Source organism: Amycolatopsis sp. CA-230715, assembly GCF_018736145.1.
Lineage (GTDB): Bacteria > Actinomycetota > Actinomycetes > Mycobacteriales > Pseudonocardiaceae > Amycolatopsis.
Map to the genome: position 1 here is coordinate 939,939 of NZ_CP059997.1, position 19,236 is coordinate 959,174.

At 70.6% G+C, this 19,236-nt stretch carries 17 protein-coding genes; 5 read left to right on the forward strand and 12 right to left on the reverse strand.

Translation table 11 applies throughout. The features are described 5' to 3' along the window. Positions 1-136: 136 nt before the first annotated feature. The 4 genes from HUW46_RS04490 to HUW46_RS04505 form a co-directional block, all read right to left on the reverse strand. Positions 137-3,175: a helix-turn-helix transcriptional regulator gene (locus tag HUW46_RS04490; RefSeq protein WP_215546066.1), complete on the reverse strand. Its 3,039-nt coding sequence runs from the start codon at positions 3,173-3,175 to the stop codon at positions 137-139. A 48-nt stretch (positions 3,176-3,223) separates the two neighbouring features. Beyond that, on the reverse strand, positions 3,224-3,382 hold the full coding sequence (locus HUW46_RS04495) for a hypothetical protein (protein WP_215546067.1): 159 nt from the start codon (positions 3,380-3,382) through the stop codon (positions 3,224-3,226). Positions 3,383-3,530: 148 nt separating this feature from the next. After that, positions 3,531-3,746, reverse strand: coding sequence for a DUF397 domain-containing protein (locus HUW46_RS04500; RefSeq protein ID WP_442860914.1), 216 nt, complete (start codon positions 3,744-3,746; stop codon positions 3,531-3,533). Positions 3,747-3,758: 12 nt separating this feature from the next. Continuing rightward, the gene (locus tag HUW46_RS04505) at positions 3,759-4,622 is read right to left on the reverse strand and encodes a helix-turn-helix domain-containing protein (protein WP_215546068.1); all 864 of its coding nucleotides are present in this window, start codon (positions 4,620-4,622) and stop codon (positions 3,759-3,761) included. Between the two features lie 330 nt (positions 4,623-4,952). Here HUW46_RS04505 and HUW46_RS04510 point away from each other — a divergent pair, with 330 nt between their 5' ends. Beyond that, on the forward strand, positions 4,953-5,168 hold the full coding sequence (locus HUW46_RS04510; protein WP_215546069.1) for a hypothetical protein: 216 nt from the start codon (positions 4,953-4,955) through the stop codon (positions 5,166-5,168). Between the two features lie 4 nt (positions 5,169-5,172). Here the strand turns inward: HUW46_RS04510 and dacB are convergent, their stop codons facing one another. From dacB to HUW46_RS04540, 6 genes are all read right to left on the reverse strand, one after another. After that, positions 5,173-6,729, reverse strand: coding sequence for a D-alanyl-D-alanine carboxypeptidase/D-alanyl-D-alanine endopeptidase (gene dacB, locus HUW46_RS04515; RefSeq protein ID WP_215546070.1), 1,557 nt, complete (start codon positions 6,727-6,729; stop codon positions 5,173-5,175). 299 nt (positions 6,730-7,028) lie between these two features. Continuing rightward, on the reverse strand, positions 7,029-7,937 hold the full coding sequence (gene tesB, locus HUW46_RS04520) for an acyl-CoA thioesterase II (protein WP_215546071.1): 909 nt from the start codon (positions 7,935-7,937) through the stop codon (positions 7,029-7,031). 36 nt (positions 7,938-7,973) lie between these two features. Then, positions 7,974-9,398, reverse strand: coding sequence for a pyruvate kinase (gene pyk / locus HUW46_RS04525; RefSeq protein WP_215546072.1), 1,425 nt, complete (start codon positions 9,396-9,398; stop codon positions 7,974-7,976). Positions 9,399-9,476: 78 nt separating this feature from the next. Beyond that, on the reverse strand, positions 9,477-10,142 hold the full coding sequence (locus tag HUW46_RS04530; RefSeq protein ID WP_215546073.1) for a DUF2461 domain-containing protein: 666 nt from the start codon (positions 10,140-10,142) through the stop codon (positions 9,477-9,479). A gap of 87 nt (positions 10,143-10,229) precedes the next feature. Continuing rightward, positions 10,230-11,462 (reverse strand): glycoside hydrolase family 18 protein, encoded by a 1,233-nt coding sequence (locus tag HUW46_RS04535; RefSeq protein WP_254126576.1) that lies wholly within the window; start codon positions 11,460-11,462, stop codon positions 10,230-10,232. A gap of 494 nt (positions 11,463-11,956) precedes the next feature. After that, on the reverse strand, positions 11,957-12,982 hold the full coding sequence (locus HUW46_RS04540; RefSeq protein ID WP_215546075.1) for a 6-phosphofructokinase: 1,026 nt from the start codon (positions 12,980-12,982) through the stop codon (positions 11,957-11,959). Between the two features lie 340 nt (positions 12,983-13,322). Here HUW46_RS04540 and HUW46_RS04545 point away from each other — a divergent pair, with 340 nt between their 5' ends. Further along, on the forward strand, positions 13,323-14,363 hold the full coding sequence (locus HUW46_RS04545) for a 3-deoxy-7-phosphoheptulonate synthase (protein WP_442860966.1): 1,041 nt from the start codon (positions 13,323-13,325) through the stop codon (positions 14,361-14,363). 347 nt (positions 14,364-14,710) lie between these two features. Here HUW46_RS04545 and HUW46_RS04550 read toward each other — a convergent pair whose 3' ends face one another. Both HUW46_RS04550 and HUW46_RS04555 read right to left on the reverse strand, forming a co-directional pair. Further along, positions 14,711-15,202: a polyadenylate-specific 3'-exoribonuclease AS gene (locus HUW46_RS04550; protein WP_215546077.1), complete on the reverse strand. Its 492-nt coding sequence runs from the start codon at positions 15,200-15,202 to the stop codon at positions 14,711-14,713. 17 nt (positions 15,203-15,219) lie between these two features. After that, positions 15,220-15,981, reverse strand: coding sequence for a lysophospholipid acyltransferase family protein (locus HUW46_RS04555; protein ID WP_215546078.1), 762 nt, complete (start codon positions 15,979-15,981; stop codon positions 15,220-15,222). Between the two features lie 226 nt (positions 15,982-16,207). Between HUW46_RS04555 and HUW46_RS04560 the strand changes: the two genes are divergently transcribed. From HUW46_RS04560 to HUW46_RS04570, 3 genes are read left to right on the forward strand one after another with little or no spacing between them, the layout of a single operon-like run. Further along, positions 16,208-16,978 (forward strand): alpha/beta hydrolase, encoded by a 771-nt coding sequence (locus tag HUW46_RS04560; protein WP_215546079.1) that lies wholly within the window; start codon positions 16,208-16,210, stop codon positions 16,976-16,978. Beyond that, complete coding sequence (locus HUW46_RS04565) at positions 16,975-17,472, forward strand: hypothetical protein (RefSeq protein ID WP_215546080.1); 498 nt, start codon at positions 16,975-16,977, stop codon at positions 17,470-17,472. Before HUW46_RS04560 ends, HUW46_RS04565 begins: the two co-directional genes overlap by 4 nt. Positions 17,473-17,485: 13 nt before the next feature. Further along, a complete protein-coding gene (locus tag HUW46_RS04570; RefSeq protein ID WP_215546081.1) occupies positions 17,486-18,625 on the forward strand; it encodes a glutamate--cysteine ligase in 1,140 nt (379 codons plus the stop codon). The last annotated feature ends 611 nt before the right edge of the window (positions 18,626-19,236 follow it).

The following is a 19,236-nucleotide window of genomic DNA, read 5'->3' on the forward strand; positions in this document are numbered from 1 at the left end:
CGCCCAGTAAGGGCCGAGTTCGCGGCGGGATGCCATTCCCCTGAAGGCCACCTTGACGGCGCTCACTGACGGCGCTCACTGCCGTCAAGGTGGCCTTCAGGGCACGGCGCAGCGCCGGATCGAGCGAGCGTCCACTTCAGACAGACGCCGGTTTCGTCAGCAGGCCCCGTTCGTAGGCTACGGCGACGGCTTCCGCGCGGTTCGAGACCTTCAGCTTCGACAGCACTCGCGAAACGTGCACGCTGACCGTCTTTTCGCTGATGTACAGCTCTTCGCCGACCTGGCGGTTGGTGCGGCCGAGCGCGACCTGTTCGAGCACGGCGCGTTCGCGGCTGGTCAGCGGGTCGAGTGCGTCGCGCGGGGTCAACAGGGATGCGTCGACGCCCGGCAGCGAAAGCCGGGCGCGGCGGGCCACTTCGCGCACCGCGTCCCGCAGCGGTGCCGCGCCGATCCGGTCCGCGACCTCGTGCGCGGCAACGAGTTCCTGTTCGGCGAGCGCGGTGTTCCCCTCTCCCCCGGCGGCCAAGAGCACCTTCGCCCGGCGCCAGCGTGTGATCGCCTGTTCGTAGATCGCGCCGTAGCCGAACGCCGCCACGACCCCGGCCCAGTTCTCCGGGTCGACGGTGCCACCGAGCGACCGCGCCTCGGCCTCGGCGCGCGCCAGCCACGCCCTGCCCTCGGGGCCGAGCTTGCCCGTCCTCGGCCTGCCGTGCTCCGCGCACGAACGCGCGTGGGCGAGCAGCTCTTCTCCGGCGGCGACCGCGGCGGCGACGGTCGCGTCGTCACCGCGCAACCTGGCCGCCGCGGCCTGCTCGGCGGCCGCGGCGAGCCCGAGCGCGGCGAGCCTGATCCCGCCGAGCAGCCAGGGGCCGAGCTGGTCGAGCCAGCCGATGGCTTCCTGCGCGTAGGCGACCGCGGCGGCGTGATCTCCGTGCCAGAACGCCAGTTCGGTGGCCGCGGACCCGGCGGCGAGCGCGATCATGGTGTCGACGCGCCACTGCGCGCGCAGGTTCGAGATGAGCCGTTCCGCCGTCTCGACCTGTCCCCTGCCGACCACGACCTGCACCCAGGCCGCGGCCATCCGCGCCGCGACCGCACCGGAGACCCCGCGGCCCGGCTGCCCCGCGCCCGCCTTGGTCGGCCAGTCGCCGCTGATGTAGCGCAAGGCGAGGTGCCGCGCGCGCACTTCGAGCCCGAACTCGCTCCAGTTCAGGCTCGCCTCTTCGGCCCGCCGGATCCCGGCCTGGTAGCCCTCGATGGCGCGCGGGATCTCGGCGTGGTCGTCGTAGCTGAGCGCGAGGTAGTAGATCGCCTTCAGCTCGACCGACAGCGCACCCGCCGCACGGGCCTTGCGCTCGGCTTCGCGCAGCTTTTCCCTTGCCTCGTCGATGTTTCCGGAGTTTTCGGCGAGCAGGCTCAGCATGATCAGCGCCAGCGCCTCCCCGCCGCCCGCGCCGGTGGCACGGGCGTCCTCGACCGCGGTCCGCGCGCTCCACAGCGCCTCGTCCCGGCGGCGGGTGACCCGCAGGATGTTCGCCCTGGTGGCGAGTACCCACGCGCGCGCGGGGCTCGGCTCGGCGTGCTCGACCAGCTCCCATGCCTTGCCGATCGCCTCGACCGACTCGTCGAGCCCGCTTTCGAGCGCGAGCAGCGCCTCGGCGCGCCTGCGCCAGATCTTCGCCGCGCGCTCCGGCTCGATTTCCCCGGTCAGCGCCTGGGTGGCGGAACGCGCGTAGGCGACCGCGCGCTCCGGTTCGCCGGAGGTGCCCGCGAAATGGGAGGCCTCGCCGAGCAGCTTCAGCTCGTCGACGTCGGCGGGCCTCGCCTCGGCGGGAACGGCGTGCCAGATCTCCAGCGCCTGCTCGAGGTGCCGCAGCGCGGTGCCCGGCGCCCCCAGCTTCTCGGCCTCCTCGGCGGCTTCGAGCAGCGCGGGCAGCGCCGCGGTGAAGTCCTTGCCCTCCAAGCTGTGGTAGGCGAACTTGGCCGCGTGGCCGCGGCCCGGCGGCATCGACCGGAACCGCGCGGCGTACGCGGCGTGCATCCGGATCCGCTCGCCCGGCAGCAAGTCGCCGTACACCGCCTCCTGCAGCAGCGCGTGCCGGAAGAGGTAGCAGCCCTTCTCCACCACGACGACGTGGTGCTGCACGGCTTCGCGCAGCGCTTCGTCCAGTTCGAACTCGCCGAGACCGGACACGTCGGCCAGCGCGGTGTGCGACACCGGCTCGCTGGCCACCGAGATGGCGCGCAGCACCCGCCGGGTCTCGACCGGCAGCCGCTCCAGCCGGGACAGCAGCAGCTCGGCGAGCCCGGCCGGGATGTCCTCGCAGGTGACGCAGCTGGCGACGAGTTCCTCGGCGAAGAACGGGTTCCCCTCGGACCGCTCGACCACGCGGGCGAGCACGTCCGCTTCGAGCGGGCCGTCGACCAGTGCTTCGATGAACGCCCGCGCGTCGGCGGCTTGGAACGGCCGCAGCTCGACCGTGGTGACGGTGGGCAGCCGCACCAGCTCGCCGAGCAGCGCGCGCAGCGGGTGCCTGCGGTGCACGTCCTCCTCGCGGTAGCTGCCGACGATCAGCAGGCGCTGCGCGCGCAGCCGCGAGACCAGGAACGACAACAGGTTGCGGGTGGCGCCGTCGGCCCAGTGCAGGTCTTCCACCACGAGCACGACCGGCCGGTGCTCGCCGATCTCGGCGAGCACGCCGAGCACCGCGTCGAACAGCTGGAGCTGGCCGAGGTCCTGCTCGGCGCGACGGCGGCGGCTGGGATCCTGCTCGGTCGCGGTGGTGACCGCCATGTGCTCCGGCTTGCCACCGCCCGGCAGCGGCTCCCCCTGCGGTAGCAGCCTGTCGAGCGCGGGACGCGCGCGCACCGCCTCGGCCACCACCGGATCCTCCGAGGTGGCCAGCGGCGCGAGCGCCTCGGCGAAGGGCAGGTAGGGCAACCCGCCCTCGCGAACGTCGAGCGAGCGGCCGGTGAGCACGAGCGCGCCCGCCGTGCCCGCGCGGGCGCCGAGCTCGGTCAGCAGCCGCGTCTTCCCGACCCCGGCGTCACCGGAGAGCAGGACGGCGTTGGCTTCACCGAGTTCGGCACCCTCGAAGGCGGCCGAGAGCCTGCGCATCTCTTCGGCGCGCGCGACGAGGGGTATTCCGGATCCAAGACGGGGCACGGTGTCCATTCTGGCCTACCGCACCGACAGTTCCGGCATGGTTATCCGCGTCGGCTCTCACGCGGCGCGGCGGGACGAGCCGCGCCGCTTGCCGAAGCCCCAGCGGTGGTTCTTCTCCGTGTCGACGACCCTGGTGCGGCGCGACGCGGCGCGCAGCTCGGCGATCCGGTGCGCGACCTCCGCCTGCCACGGGTCGTAGATGTAGTCGATCCTCATGGGTGATCCCTCTTCCGGCTGCTGCGATTCGCTGACGGATCCCAGAGTCGTGCTGAGGCGGGGCACCCGGCATCGGGTGATCACCCACTACTGGCGGCGCCGAGGCCCCTTACCCCACCCGCGGCGGGGTAAGGGGCCGGGTAAGGCCTTACCCGCGGACGGCCGCGAGCAGGCCGCGCCAGCCGGCGGCCGACACGGCGAAGGCCCCGCCACCGGGGTCCTTCGAATCGCGCACGGCGGTGCCCTCACCGGTGAGCGCGACCTCGACGCAGTCGTTGCCGCCACCGCTGTGGCTGCTCTTGCGCCAGACGAGGCCCGTCACTCTGACGGCCATGCTCTCCTGCACTGCTCGCGATGCTGCCATGGTCCCCGCTCCTTATTCCGTGGGTAATGCGGCCACCCGCTCGGCGGCCTTGGCGATCAGCTCGACCGTGTCGTCCGGCTTCAGCGCGGCGGCACGCAAATGGTCGAACATGAGGGAGTAGCGGCGTACGTCGGGGGGCATTTCGAGATAGACACCGCTCGATGTGCTGTCCACATAGACCACGTCGGGATCGGCTTGTTCCGGGAAACCGAGGATGAGGAACGGGCCTTCCATTCCCGGGTGGGCGCCTGCGCCGAACGGGACCACCTGAATCGTCACGTGCGGCTGTTCTGCCACCCTCAGTAGTCTTTCGAGCTGCTCGGCCATCACATCGGGTCCGCCGACCATCCGGTGCAGCACCGCTTCGTCGATCACCGCCCAGTACTCCGGCGGGTTCGGATCGGCCAGCAGCTGCTGGCGCGCCATCCTCGCCGCGACCCGCCTCGAGATCTCGTCGTCGTCGGCGCCGGGGCGCATCGCCCTGATCACGGAGAGGGTGTACCGCTCGGTCTGCAGCAGGCCGGGCACCAGCAGCGCCTGGAACGCCCGCAACGAGCTGGCGTCGGCCTCCAGCCCGACGAACGCGCCGGTGAACACCTCGTTGTAGGCGTGCCACCAGCCGCGTTTGCGAGCCTCCCTGGCGAGCTGCACGAGCGCTTCGCGCTCCTCGCCCGCCATCCCGTACAGCTCGAGCATGTCCCGCACGTCGCGCGGGGTGACCCCGACGTGGCCGGTCTCGATCCGGCTGATCTTCGACGCCGAGCACTCGAGCTTCTCCCCGACTTCGTCGATCGTCAGGTCGGCGGACTCCCGCAGCCGACGCAGTTCGCTGGCGAGCCTGCGCCGCCGGACCGTGGGTCCCTGTCCCCTGGTCATCGCCACCTCCGCCTCGCTCGAGTGCCGTGTTCCGGCGCCTCTGCCCGCATATCTAACCAGTCACCAGCACACCCTGTGAGAACCCAACGATCCCGAATGCGAGAAGTCACCCCCGGTTCGGCGGACTGCAATTTGCAGATTGCGCTTGTATGCTCGGAGGGTGCGGCGCAATTTCGGGTGCGCACGCCGATTCGATCGGGCGAATCCGGCAGGGGAGGTCGTGTGCTCGAACGGGAATCAGCGAAGGATCCGCTCCAGACGGCGGTACACCGACGGTTGACCGAGCTCACCCGATCAGTGGAAAACGCCGGCGACGAACGTGCGATCGAATTGGCCAGGGGTGAAATCCCGGCGCTGGCCGAGGCGCTGCGCGCGGTGCTCGCCGGGCACGGCAGCGACGCGCGGGGCCGCTGCCCCCGCTGCCGCCGGGGCTTCTTCCGCCGCCGCGTCACCCCGTGCCGCGCCTACCTCGCCGCCCAGCTCGCGCTCGGCGAGCCGGTGCCCGCCACGACGCCACGCAGGCGGCACCGCCGCGCCGCCGTCTGACCGGTCAGCAGGTCTTCGTCCAGGAGCATTCCAGCTCGTCACGCGGTGAGTCCACCTGCGAACGCTCGGTCAGCTGCACTGCGGGCTGGGACCGGTCCGACGCGCCCGCGTACTGGGCGAGCCGGAGCGCGACCGCGTCCTCGGCCTTCCGCGGACTCCCGAGGGTCTGGTTCGAAACCATCGAAAACACCAGCTCCTCGCCGTCGGCCGCGGTGACGTAGCCGGACAGCGCGCTGACCCCGGTGTACGACCCGGTCTTCGCGTGCACCTTGCCCGCCGCCGCGGTGCCGACGAGGCGGGAGCGCAGGGTCCCGCCGACGAGCCGGTCGGCGACACCCGCCACCGGCAACGCCGCGTAGAACCGGTCGAACCACGGTTTCCCGCGCGCGGCCAGCAGCAGCGCCGCGATCTGGTCCGGTGTTGCCTGGTCCATCCTGGACAGTCCCGAACCATCCACAAAGGACAATCGTGACGGGTCGACGTCCAAGGAGGGCAACGCTTTTTCGAGCGCGGCGAGCCCATCGGTCCAGCCGCCGGAACCACCGGCGCCGCGGCTCGCCGCCTTCACGAGCGCCTCGGCGTGCATGTTGTTGGAAAGCTTGAGGAACGGGGTCAGCAGGTCCGAGACCCCGATGGAATCCCGCGACGCGAGCACCGGCTGCTTCGGCGCGGTCGAGGTGACCGAGGCGCCGAGCACGCGGACGCCGTGATGGGACAGCGCGTCGCGGAACACCGAGGAGGCGAGCCCGGTCGGCTCCCAGACCGCCATCGTCTCCTCGTCCGGCGCGGCCCCGACCGGGATCGACCCGCTGACCGTGATCGTGTTGGTGCCGTGCTCGCGATCCACCGCGACCGCGGCCGAGCCGTTCGGCGCGGTGGTCGCGGTGTTCACCACGCGCACGTAGGAGTTCGGCGGGACCACGTCGACCTTCGCGGGCTTGCCCGCCTGGCCGGGCGACACCCGCACGATGACCGAACCGGCGTCGAAATCGGTGTCGGGTGCGATGGTCAGCGCCGAGGTCTGCGCGTTGTAGTAGTACGGCTCGTCGTCCCACGCCCAGCCCGTGCCGAGGCGGACCCGGTCGAAGAACCCGTCGTCGGCGACGAGCTTGCCGGTGACCACCTTCACCCCGCTCGCGGCGATCTTCGCGGCGAGCGCGTCGTAGTCGGCGGCGAGCACGGTCGGGTCGCCGCCGCCGCGGAGCACGAGATCCCCGGCGAGCACGGGCCCCGCCCGGTGCGCGGCCGACTCCACCGTGGTGCGGAACCGGTAACCGGGCCCCAGGGTGTCGAGCGCGGCCGCGGCGGTGAAGAGCTTGGTGTTCGACGCGGGCTGCCGCCGCCGGTCGCTCTGGCGGGTGTAGAGCACCTCGCCGGTGCTCGCCTTGCGCACCACCAGCCCGATGTCGGCACCGGCGAGGGAGGGCGAGGACAGCACCGCGTCGAGGTCCTTCCCGAGCGGGTTGGCCGAGAGCGCGGTCGGCACCCCGGCCTGCGTCCCGGTGACCAGTGCGGCGAGGAGGACGACGAGCCCGGCGCGGGCGGTGCGAGTCAGGCGCATGAGCGGGAATCGTAAGCGATTTCCCGGCGCACAGCCGTCCGCCGTTCGGCCTAGTCGCCGCCGGGTCTTGCGTATGCCTCGAAAAGTGACTTTCGGGGCACACGACACGAAGGCTCGCCGCGGGCTCGCGCGCGTGGCGTGCGTGCGGGGGTCGAGTTCGCGGCGTCTACCGCCCCGAAGGCCACCTTCGGGGACTCGCGCAGGTGGCGGCAGCCCGCCGCGAGGGCCGGGATGGGGACGCTCAACGCCCCACGAGGAGCCTTCGGCGGCACCCGCGGCCCAGCCCGACCTCTCGCCCGCTAGTCCAGGACGCGCAAGAGTCCTTCTTGGACGACGGTGGCGATGAGGGTGCCGTCGGCGGCGAAGAAGCGGCCGGTCGCCAGCCCGCGCGCGCCGGAGGCCGACGGGGTTTCGGTGTCGTAGAGGAACCATTCGTCGGCACGGAACGGGCGGTGGAACCACAGCGCGTGGTCGAGGCTCGCGCCGAGCACCTTGTCGAGCTCCCAGTAGACGCCGTGGCGCGCCAGCGGCGAGTCCAGCAGCGTCATGTCCGAGGCGTAGGTCAGCACGCAGACGTGCAGCAGCCGCTGGTCCGGCAGCACGCCGTCGGCGCGCATCCACACCTGGTTGCGGGCGGGGCGCTCACCGGTTTCCCTGGTCAGCCACGGCGGGTCGTTGACGTAGCGCAGGTCGATCGGGCGCGGCCGGGTGCGCATCGTGCTCAGGTGCGGGAAGTCGCCGACCCGTTCGGCGAGTGTCGGCAGCGAGTCCGGCGGCGGCACGTCGGGCATCGCGTCGGCGTGCTCGATGCCCCGCTCGTCCTTCTGGAACGACGCGGACAACGAGAAGATCGCCTTGCCGTGCTGGATCGCGATGACCCGGCGCGTGGTGAACGAGCGCCCGTCGCGGATGCGGTCCACTTCGTACACGATCGGCACGCTGGGATCGCCGCCGCGGATGAAGTACGCGTGCAGCGAGTGCACCCCGCGGTCCTCCGGCACGGTGCGCCCCGCCGCGACGAGCGCCTGGCCCGCCACCTGCCCGCCGAACACGCGCACCGGTGAGTGCGCGGGGCTGACGCCGCGGAAGAAGTTCTCTTCGAGCTTCTCGAGGTCCAGCAGGGCCACGAGGTGGTCGAGCGCCTGCTGCCCGCCGGCCGGTTCCCCTGCGTCCATTCCGGACGCGGCCTGCCTGGCCAGTTCAGTCATGCGCCGACCCTATGCCGTGGCGGCCCGGGGAGTCCCTCAGGCGTGGTCGTCTTCACCGAGCCGGTGGACGCGGATGAGGTTAGTGGAGCCGACCGTGCCGGGCGGGGAGCCCGCGACGATGACCACGAGATCGCCCTTGGCGTACCGGCCCATCTCGAGCATCGCGTGGTCGACCTGCTGGATCATCCGGTCGGTCGATTCGACGAACGGCACGATCCTGGTCGCGGTGCCCCAGGTCATCGCGAGCTGGCTGCGCACGCTTTCCTCCGGCGTGAACGCCAGCAGCGGCAGCCGGGTGTGCAGCCGGGCGAGGCGGCGCACGGTGTCACCGGACTGCGTGAAGGCGACCAGCGCCTTGGCGTTGAGCCGCTCGCCGATGTCGCGCGCCGCGTAGGAGATGACGCCGCGCTTGGTCCGCGGGACGTGGCTCAGCGGCGGCACGACCGGGGAATCGGTCTCGACGGCTTCGATGATCCGGCCCATCGTTCGCACCGACTCGGTGGGATAGCGGCCGACGCTGGTCTCACCGGAGAGCATGAGCGCGTCCGCGCCGTCCAGCACCGCGTTCGCGACGTCGGAGGCCTCGGCGCGCGTCGGCCGGGAGTTGTTGATCATCGAGTCGAGCATCTGGGTGGCCACGATGACCGGCTTCGCGTTCTCGCGCGCGATCTGGATGGCCCGCTTCTGCACCAGCGGCACCTGCTCCAGCGGCAGCTCGACGCCGAGGTCGCCGCGGGCGATCATCACGCCGTCGAAGGCGAGCACGATGGCTTCGAGGTTGTACACCGCCTCGGGCTTCTCGATCTTCGCGACGACCGGGACCCTGCCCTTGCCGACCCGGTCCATCACCTGGTGCACGAGGTCGATGTCGGCAGGCGAGCGCACGAACGACAGCGCGATGAAGTCGACGCCGAGCTCCATCGCGAACTCGAGGTCTTCGATGTCCTTTTCGGACAGTGCGGGCACGGACACGTCCATGCCCGGCAGTGAGACGCCCTTGTTGTTGCTGACGGGGCCGCCCTCGGTGACCTCGCACACCACGTCAGGGCCTTCGACGCCGGTGACCACCAGGCCGACCTTGCCGTCGTCGACGAGCAGCCGGTCACCGGGCTTCGCGTCCTTGGCGAGGCCCTTGTAGGTGGTCGAGACGCGGTCGTGGGTACCGGCCACGTCCTCGACAGTGATGCGCACGACGTCGCCGTTGCGCCACTCCACGGGACCGCCCGCGAACGTGCCGAGGCGGATCTTCGGGCCCTGCAGGTCGCCGAGGATCCCGACGGCGCGGCCCGTTTCCGCGGCGGCCGCTCTGATCAGGTCGAACACCTGCTTGTGGTCGCTGTGGCTGCCGTGGCTGAAGTTCATCCTCGCCACGTCCATGCCCGCGTCCACCAGCGCGCGGACCTTGTCCGCGGTCGCGGTGGCGGGACCAAGGGTACAAACGATCTTCGCGCGTCGGCTCACGTTCGCACAGCCTAGTACCTCTCGCGCCGCAGGTCTGTACCGATCCCGAAATCGATCCGGAAACTCTGCCTGAACTTCCTACCGGCGGGGTTGCTCGCTGACCCCAACGTGATCACGCGCCCACTCATTGAAGTCGCGGACCTGCCGCCACGCCTTTTTCACCCGGTCGAGGCACGCGCGCTCGTGCAGTGTGTCGTCCGGCTCCCAGACGCGGACCGCGTAGATCGACCGATGCCGCAGCAGGGCGATCCGCGGGTGCTCGGCGTCGTACCCCCTCGGCTTGGTCTGGAGCACGTCACCGGCGATGGTCCACCCGGCGCGCCGGAGCTTCGCGAGGATCTTCTCCAGCGCCTCGCCGTGGATCTCGGTGTCGACGGCCTGCCGGAAGCGGGCGAGCTGGTCCGGCGCGAGGTGGAAGCAGCCGCCGCCGACCCGCAGGCCGTCCGGCCCGACCTCCACGTAGTACGCGCCGCCGCCGCGGCCCGCTTCGATCACGCCGCCGCAATGCGTCTTGTACGGCGTCTTGTCCTTCGAGAACCGCACGTCGCGGTACGGCCGGAACACCTTGCCCTCGCCGAGGCCCGCCGAGAACTCCTTGTTCAGCTCCGCGAGCAGCGCCCGCATCGGCTCCCGCACGTCCGAACGGTAGGTGGCGACGTTGTCGTCCCAGTAGGACTTGGAATTGTCCGCGAGCAGGCCGTCGTAGAAATCGACCGCGTACTCGCCGAAACCAGCGAACTTCACGCGCCGCAGCCTACTGTCGCTCCCCGACAGAACACGCGCGAAGGGCCCTCCCCCTCGCCGAGGGGAAGGGCCCGTTCCGAACGCTGCTCAGCCCGCGTTGATCGCGCTGATCAGCTCACCGTTCGTGGTGTCACCGGACAACTCCCAGAAGAAGGTGCCGCCGAGCCCCTGCGAACGGGCGTAGCCGACCTTGCTCTTGATCGTCGCCGGGGTGTCGTAGCTCCACCAGTCCGAACCGCACTTCGCGTACGCCGTGCCCGCGATCGTGCCGGTGCTCGGGCAGCGCCCCTTGAGCACCTTGTAGTCCTCGATGCCCTGTTCGTAGGTGCCCTGCGCGGGACCGGTCGCGGTGCCACCGGGCGCGGCCTGGCTGACCCCGGTCCAGCCCCGCCCGTAGAACCCCAGCCCCAGCAACAGCTTGTTCGCCGGGACGCCCTTGCCCTTGAGCTTCTGGATGACCGCGTCCGAGTTGAAGCCCTCGGTCGGGATGCCCTGGTAGGCGTTCAGCGGCGAATGCGGCGCCGTCGGCCCCTTCGGCGCCCACGCCCCGAAGTAGTCGTAGGTCATCACGTTGAGCCAGTCCGCGGACTGCGCGGCGCCGGCGTAGTCGGCGGCGTCGACCTTGCCGTTGTTCGAGCCGTCACCGGTGATCGCGGCGGTGACCAGTTTGGACCCGAACTTCGCGCGCAGTGCCGACAGGACCTTCTTCAGCGCGTCGGGACCGCTCTTGTCGCAGGTGAGCCCGCAGGCGTTCGGGTACTCCCAGTCGATGTCGATCCCGTCGAAGACCCCGGCCCAGCGCGGGTCGTTGACCAGCTTGTAGCACGAGTCGGCGAAGGCGGCGGGGTTCGCCGCGGCCTGGCCGAAGCCGCCGGACCAGGTCCAGCCGCCGAAGGAGAAGAGGACCTTCAGGTTGGGGTGCATCTTCTTGAGCCGCTTGAGCTGGCCGAAGTTGCCGCGCAGCGCGCCGTTGTCCCAAGTGTCGGCGACACCGTCCACACTGGACCCCGCGTCGTAGAAGCGGTCGTAGTCGGCGTAGCTGTCGCCGATGGAGCACCCGCCGTTGGTGACGTTGCCGAAGGCGTAGTTGAGATGGGTCAGCTTCGAAGCCGAACCACTCGTTTCGATGTTCTTGACGTGGTAGTTGCGCCCGTAGACACCCCATTGGACGAAGTACCCGACCGTCTTGCCCGCCGCCTGCACGGCTGGTGCGGGCGGGGCGGACGGGGCCACGGGAGTGGCCGAGGCGGGAGCCGCCACGGTGGCCGCGAGTGTGAGCGCGGCGGCCACGCCCACACCCGCGAGAATGTTTCGCCTGATCCGAGTGAACAACATTGGTCTTCTCCCTGATAACCGTGAGTGGCCGAGGGAACACGGAAGGACCTTCACGGTAAGAGGACTAGACCACCGAAGCAATGGTTTAGACCAAAATCGGATTCCACACCAGACTAAAGTCGGGTCGGTAAAAATCCTTGCCACACAAGTGAAGGACCACGAAATAAATTTCCGGATCCACACGGGAGAATTCCTCGCCCGCTTACAGCCCGCGCCGAAGGCCCGGCCGCTCCCGCTCCAACGCCCGCCTACGACCCGAGTGCCGCGAGGTCCGGGCCGAAGGCCCGGTCAGGTAAAGCCAGCCACCCACCCGGCCTCCCCGGTGCGCGCAGCGCGCCGGGGAGGCGTTCAAAGTCGGTCGCGGAGCCGCCAGGCTCCCTGAATTTGCGATGGCGGGGGCGCCCGCCACTCAACAGCCACTCACCACGAGAGCAGCGCCCCCGGCAGCGCAAATTCTGACGACCGATAAAAAACACAGATCAACCGAAGAAGACTTCGGCCTCCTCGTAGCGTTCGACCGGGACGGTCTTGAGCTCGGCGGTGGCCTCCGACAGCTTGACGCGCACGATGTCGGTGCCGCGCAGCGCCACCATCACGCCGAAGTCGCCGTCGGCCACCGCGTCGACCGCGTTGAGGCCGAACCGGCTGGCGAGCACCCGGTCGTAGGCGGTCGGCGTGCCACCGCGCTGGGTGTGCCCGAGCACGACCGCGCGCGACTCCTTGCCGGTGCGGTGCGCGATCTCGTCGGCGAGCCAGGTGCCGATGCCGCCGAGGCGCACGTGCCCGAACGCGTCCTTCTCGCCGGTGAGCAGCTTCTCCTCGCCGCCTTCGGGGAGCGCGCCCTCGGCGACGACGATGATCGGCGCGTACTCGCGCTCGAACCGGCGCTCGACCCACTCGACGACCTGGTCGACGGAGAACTGGCGCTCCGGCACCAGGATCACGCTCGCGCCGCCCGCGAGCCCGGAGTGCAGCGCGATCCAGCCCGCGTGCCGCCCCATGACCTCCACCACGAGCGCGCGGTGGTGCGACTCTGCGGTGGTGTGCAGCCGGTCGATCGCCTCGGTGGCGATGGAGACGGCGGTGTCGAAGCCGAAGGTGTAGTCGGTGGCGCCGAGGTCGTTGTCGATCGTCTTCGGCACGCCGACCACGCCGATGCCATCGTCGGTGAGCCGCTTCGCGACGCCGAGGGTGTCCTCCCCGCCGATCGCGATCAGCGCGTCGACGCCCTGGGCGGCGAGCACCGACTTGATCTTCTCGACCCCGCCGTCGACCTTGTACGGGTTGGTCCGCGAAGACCGCAGGATGGTGCCGCCCCTGGTGAGGATGTCCTCCACGTCGTCGAGGCCGAGCGGCCTGCTGTCCCCCGTCAGCGGGCCCTGCCACCCGCTCCGGAAGCCGACGATGTCCCAGCCGTGCACCTCGATGCCCTTGCGCACCACGGCACGGATCACCGCGTTCAGTCCCGGGCAGTCGCCGCCGCCGGTCAGTACACCGACTCGCATCAGATCAGACCTCCGCTGTCATGCCTCGCCCTCGACGCCCCGCGCCGGGGCGTGGCGAGACGGCAGTCACACGTTTCGGCGCCAGCGTAGCGGTCCCAACTTGATCGGTGCAGCGGCCATGGCGGTGAGCCGGCCGGCGCGGATCCCGCGCGTGCTACGGTCAAAGGCGTGCAGCGCTATTTCTGGTTTAGCAGGCAGGCCCGGGGCGGGCCCGCCGGCGACACCGCGCGCTGACGATCCCGCCCACGAGCCGAACTCACCGGCTCGCCAGGGACTTCTTCGACGGGCCGGTTCCCCGAAAGGACCCCCGTTGACCATCACCGCAGCCCCCGCCGGGGCCATCGATTCGCTCGACGCGCAGCGCACGACGAGCATGAGCCCGCTCATCTCCCCCGCGCTGCTCCGCGAGGAACATCCGATGGACGCCGCCGTCGCGAAGGTCGTCCAGCAGGGCCGTGCCGACACCGTCGACATCCTCACCGGCGCCGACGACCGGCTCCTGGTCGTCGTCGGGCCGTGCTCGGTGCACGATCCCGCGGCCGCGCTCGACTACGCGCGCCGTCTCGCCGAACTCGCCGAATCCGTCCGCGAGCGGATCCACGTGGTCATGCGCGTGTACTTCGAGAAACCGCGCACCACGCTCGGCTGGAAGGGCCTGATCAACGACCCGAGGCTCGACGGCAGCTTCGCCGTCAACGAGGGCCTGCGGATGGCGCGGCGGCTCCTGCTCGACATCTCCGCGCTGGGCCTGCCGGTGGGCTGCGAGTTCCTCGACCCGATCACTCCGCAGTTCATCGCGGACACCGTGAGCTGGGGATCCATCGGCGCGCGCACCGCGGCGAGCCAGGTGCACCGGCAGCTGTGCAGCGCGCTGTCGATGCCGGTCGGGATCAAGAACTCGACCGAGGGCGACGTACAGGTCGCGGTGGACGCCACCCGCGCGGCGGCGGCCAGCCACGTGTTCCCCGGCATCAACCCCGACGGCCTCGCGGCACTGGTCACCACGGCGGGCAACCCGGACTGCCACGTGATCCTGCGCGGCAGCGCGAGCGGTCCCAACTACGACGAGGCCACCGTCTCGGACACCTTGGCGCGCCTGAAGAAGGCGGGCCTGCCGGAGCGCGTGCTCATCGACGCGAGCCACGGCAACAGCGGCAAGGACCACGTCCGGCAGGGCGAGGTGATCGGCGAGCTGGCGGACCGCATCGCCGCCGGTGAGCGCGGGATCACCGGCGTGATGGTGGAAAGCTTCCTCGAAGCGGGACGCCAGGACCTCACCCTCGGCGACGCGGAAAGCCTGGCGTACGGCCAAAGCATCACCGACGCCTGCCTCGGCTGGAACGACACCGCCACCCTGCTGAAACGCCTGGCCGGACGCTGACCTGCCGAGTGCGTTTCGCGGGCTAAACGTCGGCGACGGGCGGTGCTGTCACGTGCCCAGCCCCGGCCGCACGCCTGCGAGGGCCGAGAAAGTGGCGCTGGATTCCCCGAAGGTGGCCTTCGGGGACCACACAGCGGCCCCCGCTGATCTCGCCCGCCTACCCCCGAGCGAAGCGAGGTCCGCGCCGAAGGCGCGGCCATTGCCAAGCCAACCACCCACCGGCGATCCGGTGCGCCCCGCGCGCCGGGAGCGTGCAGTCGCGCGCAGGGCCGCCAGGCCCTCTAAATTCGCGATGCCGGGGGCGCCCCGCCACTCAACGGTGACTCAGCTCGAGTGCCGCGCCCCCGTCAGCGCGAATTTTGCCGCGCGATCTCAATAGAGTGCCAGCGTAAAAGATTGTGTTTGGCGTCGGCGAGGGCGTCGTGGGCGTCGGTGGGGGCGGCGGGGAGCTTGGGCTTCCCGACGTCTTCCCACCGCTGCCGCAGGTCGCGGGTGAAGCGGGGCAGCTGGCGCGGCAACGCGGGCATGGCACCCCACAGCTGCGCGAGCGCCACGTGGTCGTAGGCGGCGAACCAGGCCCACAGCTCGATGCCGCCGGGCGGTTTGCCCAGGAAGCGCAGCAGGTCGGTGCGGATCTGCTCGCGGCTGCGCCAGGCGCTGTCGGCGGGCGAAGGCAGCTTCGGCAGCACGTTCTCCCGCACCCACGGCCCGGCCTTGTCCGGGTCGAACTCGGTGGATACCGCGTAGAATTCGCGACCCTTCTCGTCCACCACACCGATCGACACCAGGTCGATGGTCACGCCGTCCTCGATGAATTCGGTGTCGTAGAAGAATCGCACCGGGGCACCTTACGGCGTCAGCCCGCCTTGCTTTCCGGCACCCGGTCGGCGGCGCGCGCGTCGGCCTGCGCTGGCACGGCGGGCCGCACCCCGGCGGCCTCGGCGGCGGCGAGCTCCTTCGCCTTGGCGGCGTAGATGTCGACGTACTCCTGACCGGACAGCTCCATCAGCGTGTACATGATCTCGTCGGTGATGGACCGTTCGACGAACCTGTCCCCGGCGAGGCCCTCGTAGCGGGAGAAGTCGAGCGGCGCGCCGAACCGGATCTCCAGCCGCCTCGGCCACCACATCTTGGAGCCGATCGGGTTGACCTTGTCGGTGCCGATCATCGCGACCGGGATCACCGGCGCGCCGGTCTTGAGCGCGATGCGGGCGACGCCGGTCTTGCCCTTGTAGAGCCTGCCGTCCGGGGAGCGCGTGCCTTCGGGGTAGATGCCGACGCAGTTTCCCTCGTTGAGCAGGCGGATGACGGTGTCGAGCGCGGCCTGCGCGGCGGAACCGCTGGACCGGTCGATCGGGATCTGGCCGACGCCGCTGAAGAAGGCCTTCTTGAGCCTGCCCTTGATCCCCGGCTCGGTGAAGTACTCCAGCTTCGCCGGGAAGGTGACCATCCGCCGCACCCGCACCGGCATGAAGAACGAGTCGGCGACGGCGAGGTGGTTGCTCGCGAGGATCACGCCGCCGGTGGCCGGGATGTGCTCCGTGCCGCTCACCTTCGTCGGCCACAGCAGCCGCAGCAGCGGGCCGATCAGCACGTACTTCATCAGCCGGTACAGCACCGCGGGTGACCCTCCAAGCAGCCTTGACACTCGTCCGGACGACTAGCCTACGAATCGCGGCCATCCTCGCACAACGGGTGCCGCCCGGTTGCCCGAGCGCGGCGACCGATGTCACACGCGCGGGTGTGACGCGCGAACCGGGCGGAAACGGTCACGGCGGTGCCCCGATCGCCGCCCGGCGTGCCACCATAGGAGTTCGACCGTCCCGAGCGAAGGCGAGAAGAGCATGCCCGTGCTCCCCGGCGCAGAACCGTTCTCGCACACCGGCTCCGCCGGAGCCGGGGTCCTGCTCTGCCACGGCTTCACCGGCACCGCGGGCAGCATGCGCCCGTGGGGCGAGCACCTCGCCGAGGCCGGGTTCTCGGTGCGCGTGCCGCTGCTGCCCGGCCACGGCACCACCTGGCAGGAGATGAACCGCACCGGCTGGCCCGACTGGTACGGCCACGTCCGCGCCGAACTGCTCGGCCTGCTGGAGTCGCACGAGCGGGTGTTCGTGTTCGGCCAGTCGATGGGCGGCACGCTGACGCTGCGGCTCGCCCAGGAGTTCGGCGACCGGATCGCCGGCATCGCGCTGGTCAACCCCTCGGTCATGACGCTGCGCCGGGACGCGAAGCTGATGCCGGTGCTGGCCAAGCTGCTGCCGTCGGTGAAGGGCATCGCCAGCGACATCAAGAAACCGGGCGTCACCGAGCTGGCCTACGACCGGCTGCCGGTGCGCGCCGCGGCGAGCCTCGCGCAGCTGTGGCGGCTCGTCCGCGCGGACCTGGCGAAGGTGACCCAGCCGCTTCTCCTGCTGCACTCGGTCGTTGATCACGTCGTGGAGCCGGTGAACTCGCGGATCATCCTGGACGGGGTCGGGAGCACCGACGTCACCGAGGTGCTGCTCGAAAACAGCTACCACGTCGCGACGCTGGACAACGACGCGCCGCTCATCTTCGATCGGAGCGTGGAATTCGTGCGGGCGGAAGTCGAGGCGGGCCGAGGCGGTTCACGGTGAGCGAACACGACACGAGCGAACCCGACAACGTCGACGAGGCGTTCGCCGCGATAGTGGCGGGGCTGCGGGCCGAGGGCCTCGGCCAGGACATCGTCGAAGAACGGGCGTCGAAGGAGCCGAAGGCCAAGTCCGCGGAGGGCAAGGAGAAGGAGCCCGAACCGCAGGACACGGGCTGGCGCACCGGAGGCACCGACTGGGACGCCACCGTGCTGGGCCGGGACCCGTCGCCGCCGGATCCCGACGACCCGGAGGAGCACTACATCCCGCCGGAGCCGCCGCCGCTGCCGAAACCGCGCAAGGGCGCGTTCGTGGTGCTGCTGTTCTTCGTGGTCGGCATCCTCCTGCTGGTCGCGCCCAGCATCGCCGGCGTCAGCGCGACACTGGCGACCCCGCTGGGCATCCTCTCGCTCGCGATCGGACTGGCGCTGCTGCTGCTCCGGGTCCGGCAGGGCCCGCCGGACGGCGCGGACCCGACCAACGGCGCACAGGTCTGACACGGCGCGCGCGATGCGCATCGAGTTCGTTCCGTCCCGCCGGTCGACCATCGGCGCGGAATGGGAGCTGGCGCTGGTCGACCGGCGCAGCGGTGAACTCGCCTCGATCGCCGAGCGCGTGCTGAGGAGGATGTGCCCTGACGGGCTCGACGAGCACCCGAAGATCAAGCAGGAACTGCTGCTCAACACGATCGAAGTGGTCACCGGCGTGTGCGACACGGTCGGTGAGGTCGCCGAGGACCTCAGCACCTCGATCGACGAGCTGCACGCCGTGCTGGACCCGCTCGGGGTCGAGGTGTTCTCCGCGGGCAGCCACCCGTTTTCCAGCTGGTACCAGCAGAAGGTGACCGACAAGGAGCGGTACGCCAAGCTCATCGACCGCACCCAGTGGTGGGGCAGGCAGATGCTGATCTACGGCGTGCACGTCCACGTGGGACTCGACCACCGGGACAAGGTGCTGCCCGTGCTGGACGGCCTGCTCAAGTACGCGCCGCACCTCCAGGCGCTCTCGGCGTCGTCGCCGTACTGGGGCGCCGAGGACACCGGCTACGCGTCGAACCGGGCGCTGATGTTCCAGCAGCTGCCCACCGCGGGCCTGCCGTTCCAGTTCGGCACCTGGGACGAGCTGGAGCACTACGTCGACGACATGTTCGTCACCGGCGTGATCGACCACTTCTCCGAGATCCGGTGGGACATCCGGCCCGCGCCGCACTTCGGCACCGTGGAGATGCGCGTGTGCGACGGGCTGCCGACGCTGGAGGAGGTCGCCGCGATCTCCGCGCTCACGCAGTGCCTCGTCGACGACTTCAGCGCCAGGCTCGACCAGGGCGAAACCCTGCCGACGCTGCCGCCGTGGCACGTGCAGGAGAACAAGTGGCGCGCCGCGCGCTACGGCACGGACGCGATCATCATCCTGGACGCCGAGGGCAACGAGCGCCTGGTCACCGACGACGTGGTGGACCTGCTGAACCGGCTGGAACCGGTCGCGAAGCGGCTCGACTGCGCCGACGAGCTGCGCGGCGTCGAAACGATCCTGCGCTACGGTGCGAGCTACCGGCGCCAGCGCGCGGTCGCGCGCCGGTACAACGGGAGTCTCAAGGCCGTCGTCGCGTCCCTGGTCACGGAAATGCGCGACGGCATCGACAAGGATTGAGCATGCGTCGGCGTGCCCCGAAAGATGCTCCTATAGAGGGGTCGGGTCGTGTATGTCGCCGAAGGCTCCTCTTGGGGCGGTCTGTGTCAGGATCTCGGCCCTCGCGGCGGGCCGCCGCCACCTGCGCGTGTCCCCGAAGGTGGCCTTCGGGGCGGTAGACGCCGCGAATTCGACCCTCGCACCGCACTCCCGCCGCCCGCTCCACCCCGCAGCGGGCCTTCGGGCGCCCCGAAGGTGGCTTTTCAGGGAATCCAGCGCCCCGAAGGCCACCGTCGGGGCAGGCGCGTCGTGGTGGTCGAGCGTGCGAGGGGTGGATGTGCGGCGTTGAGCGCCCCGAAGGCCACCTTCGGGACATGCGCAGCCCAGCCCGCACACCGCGCGAAGGCCGAGAAAGTGGCGCTAGGGTCCCCGAAGGTGGCCTTCGGGGACCTCCACCGCCGATCATCGTGCCGCGCACCCGACATCACTGTGACCTTCGGGGCATCTACGTCCCCGAAAGTCACCTTCGGGGACCGGACGCGAAGGGGCGAAGGGCCGCGAGGGGGCGATTCGCGGCGTCTAGGTCCCCGAAGGTGGCCTTCGGGGCCACGCGGGCCGAAGTTGGCCGCGAA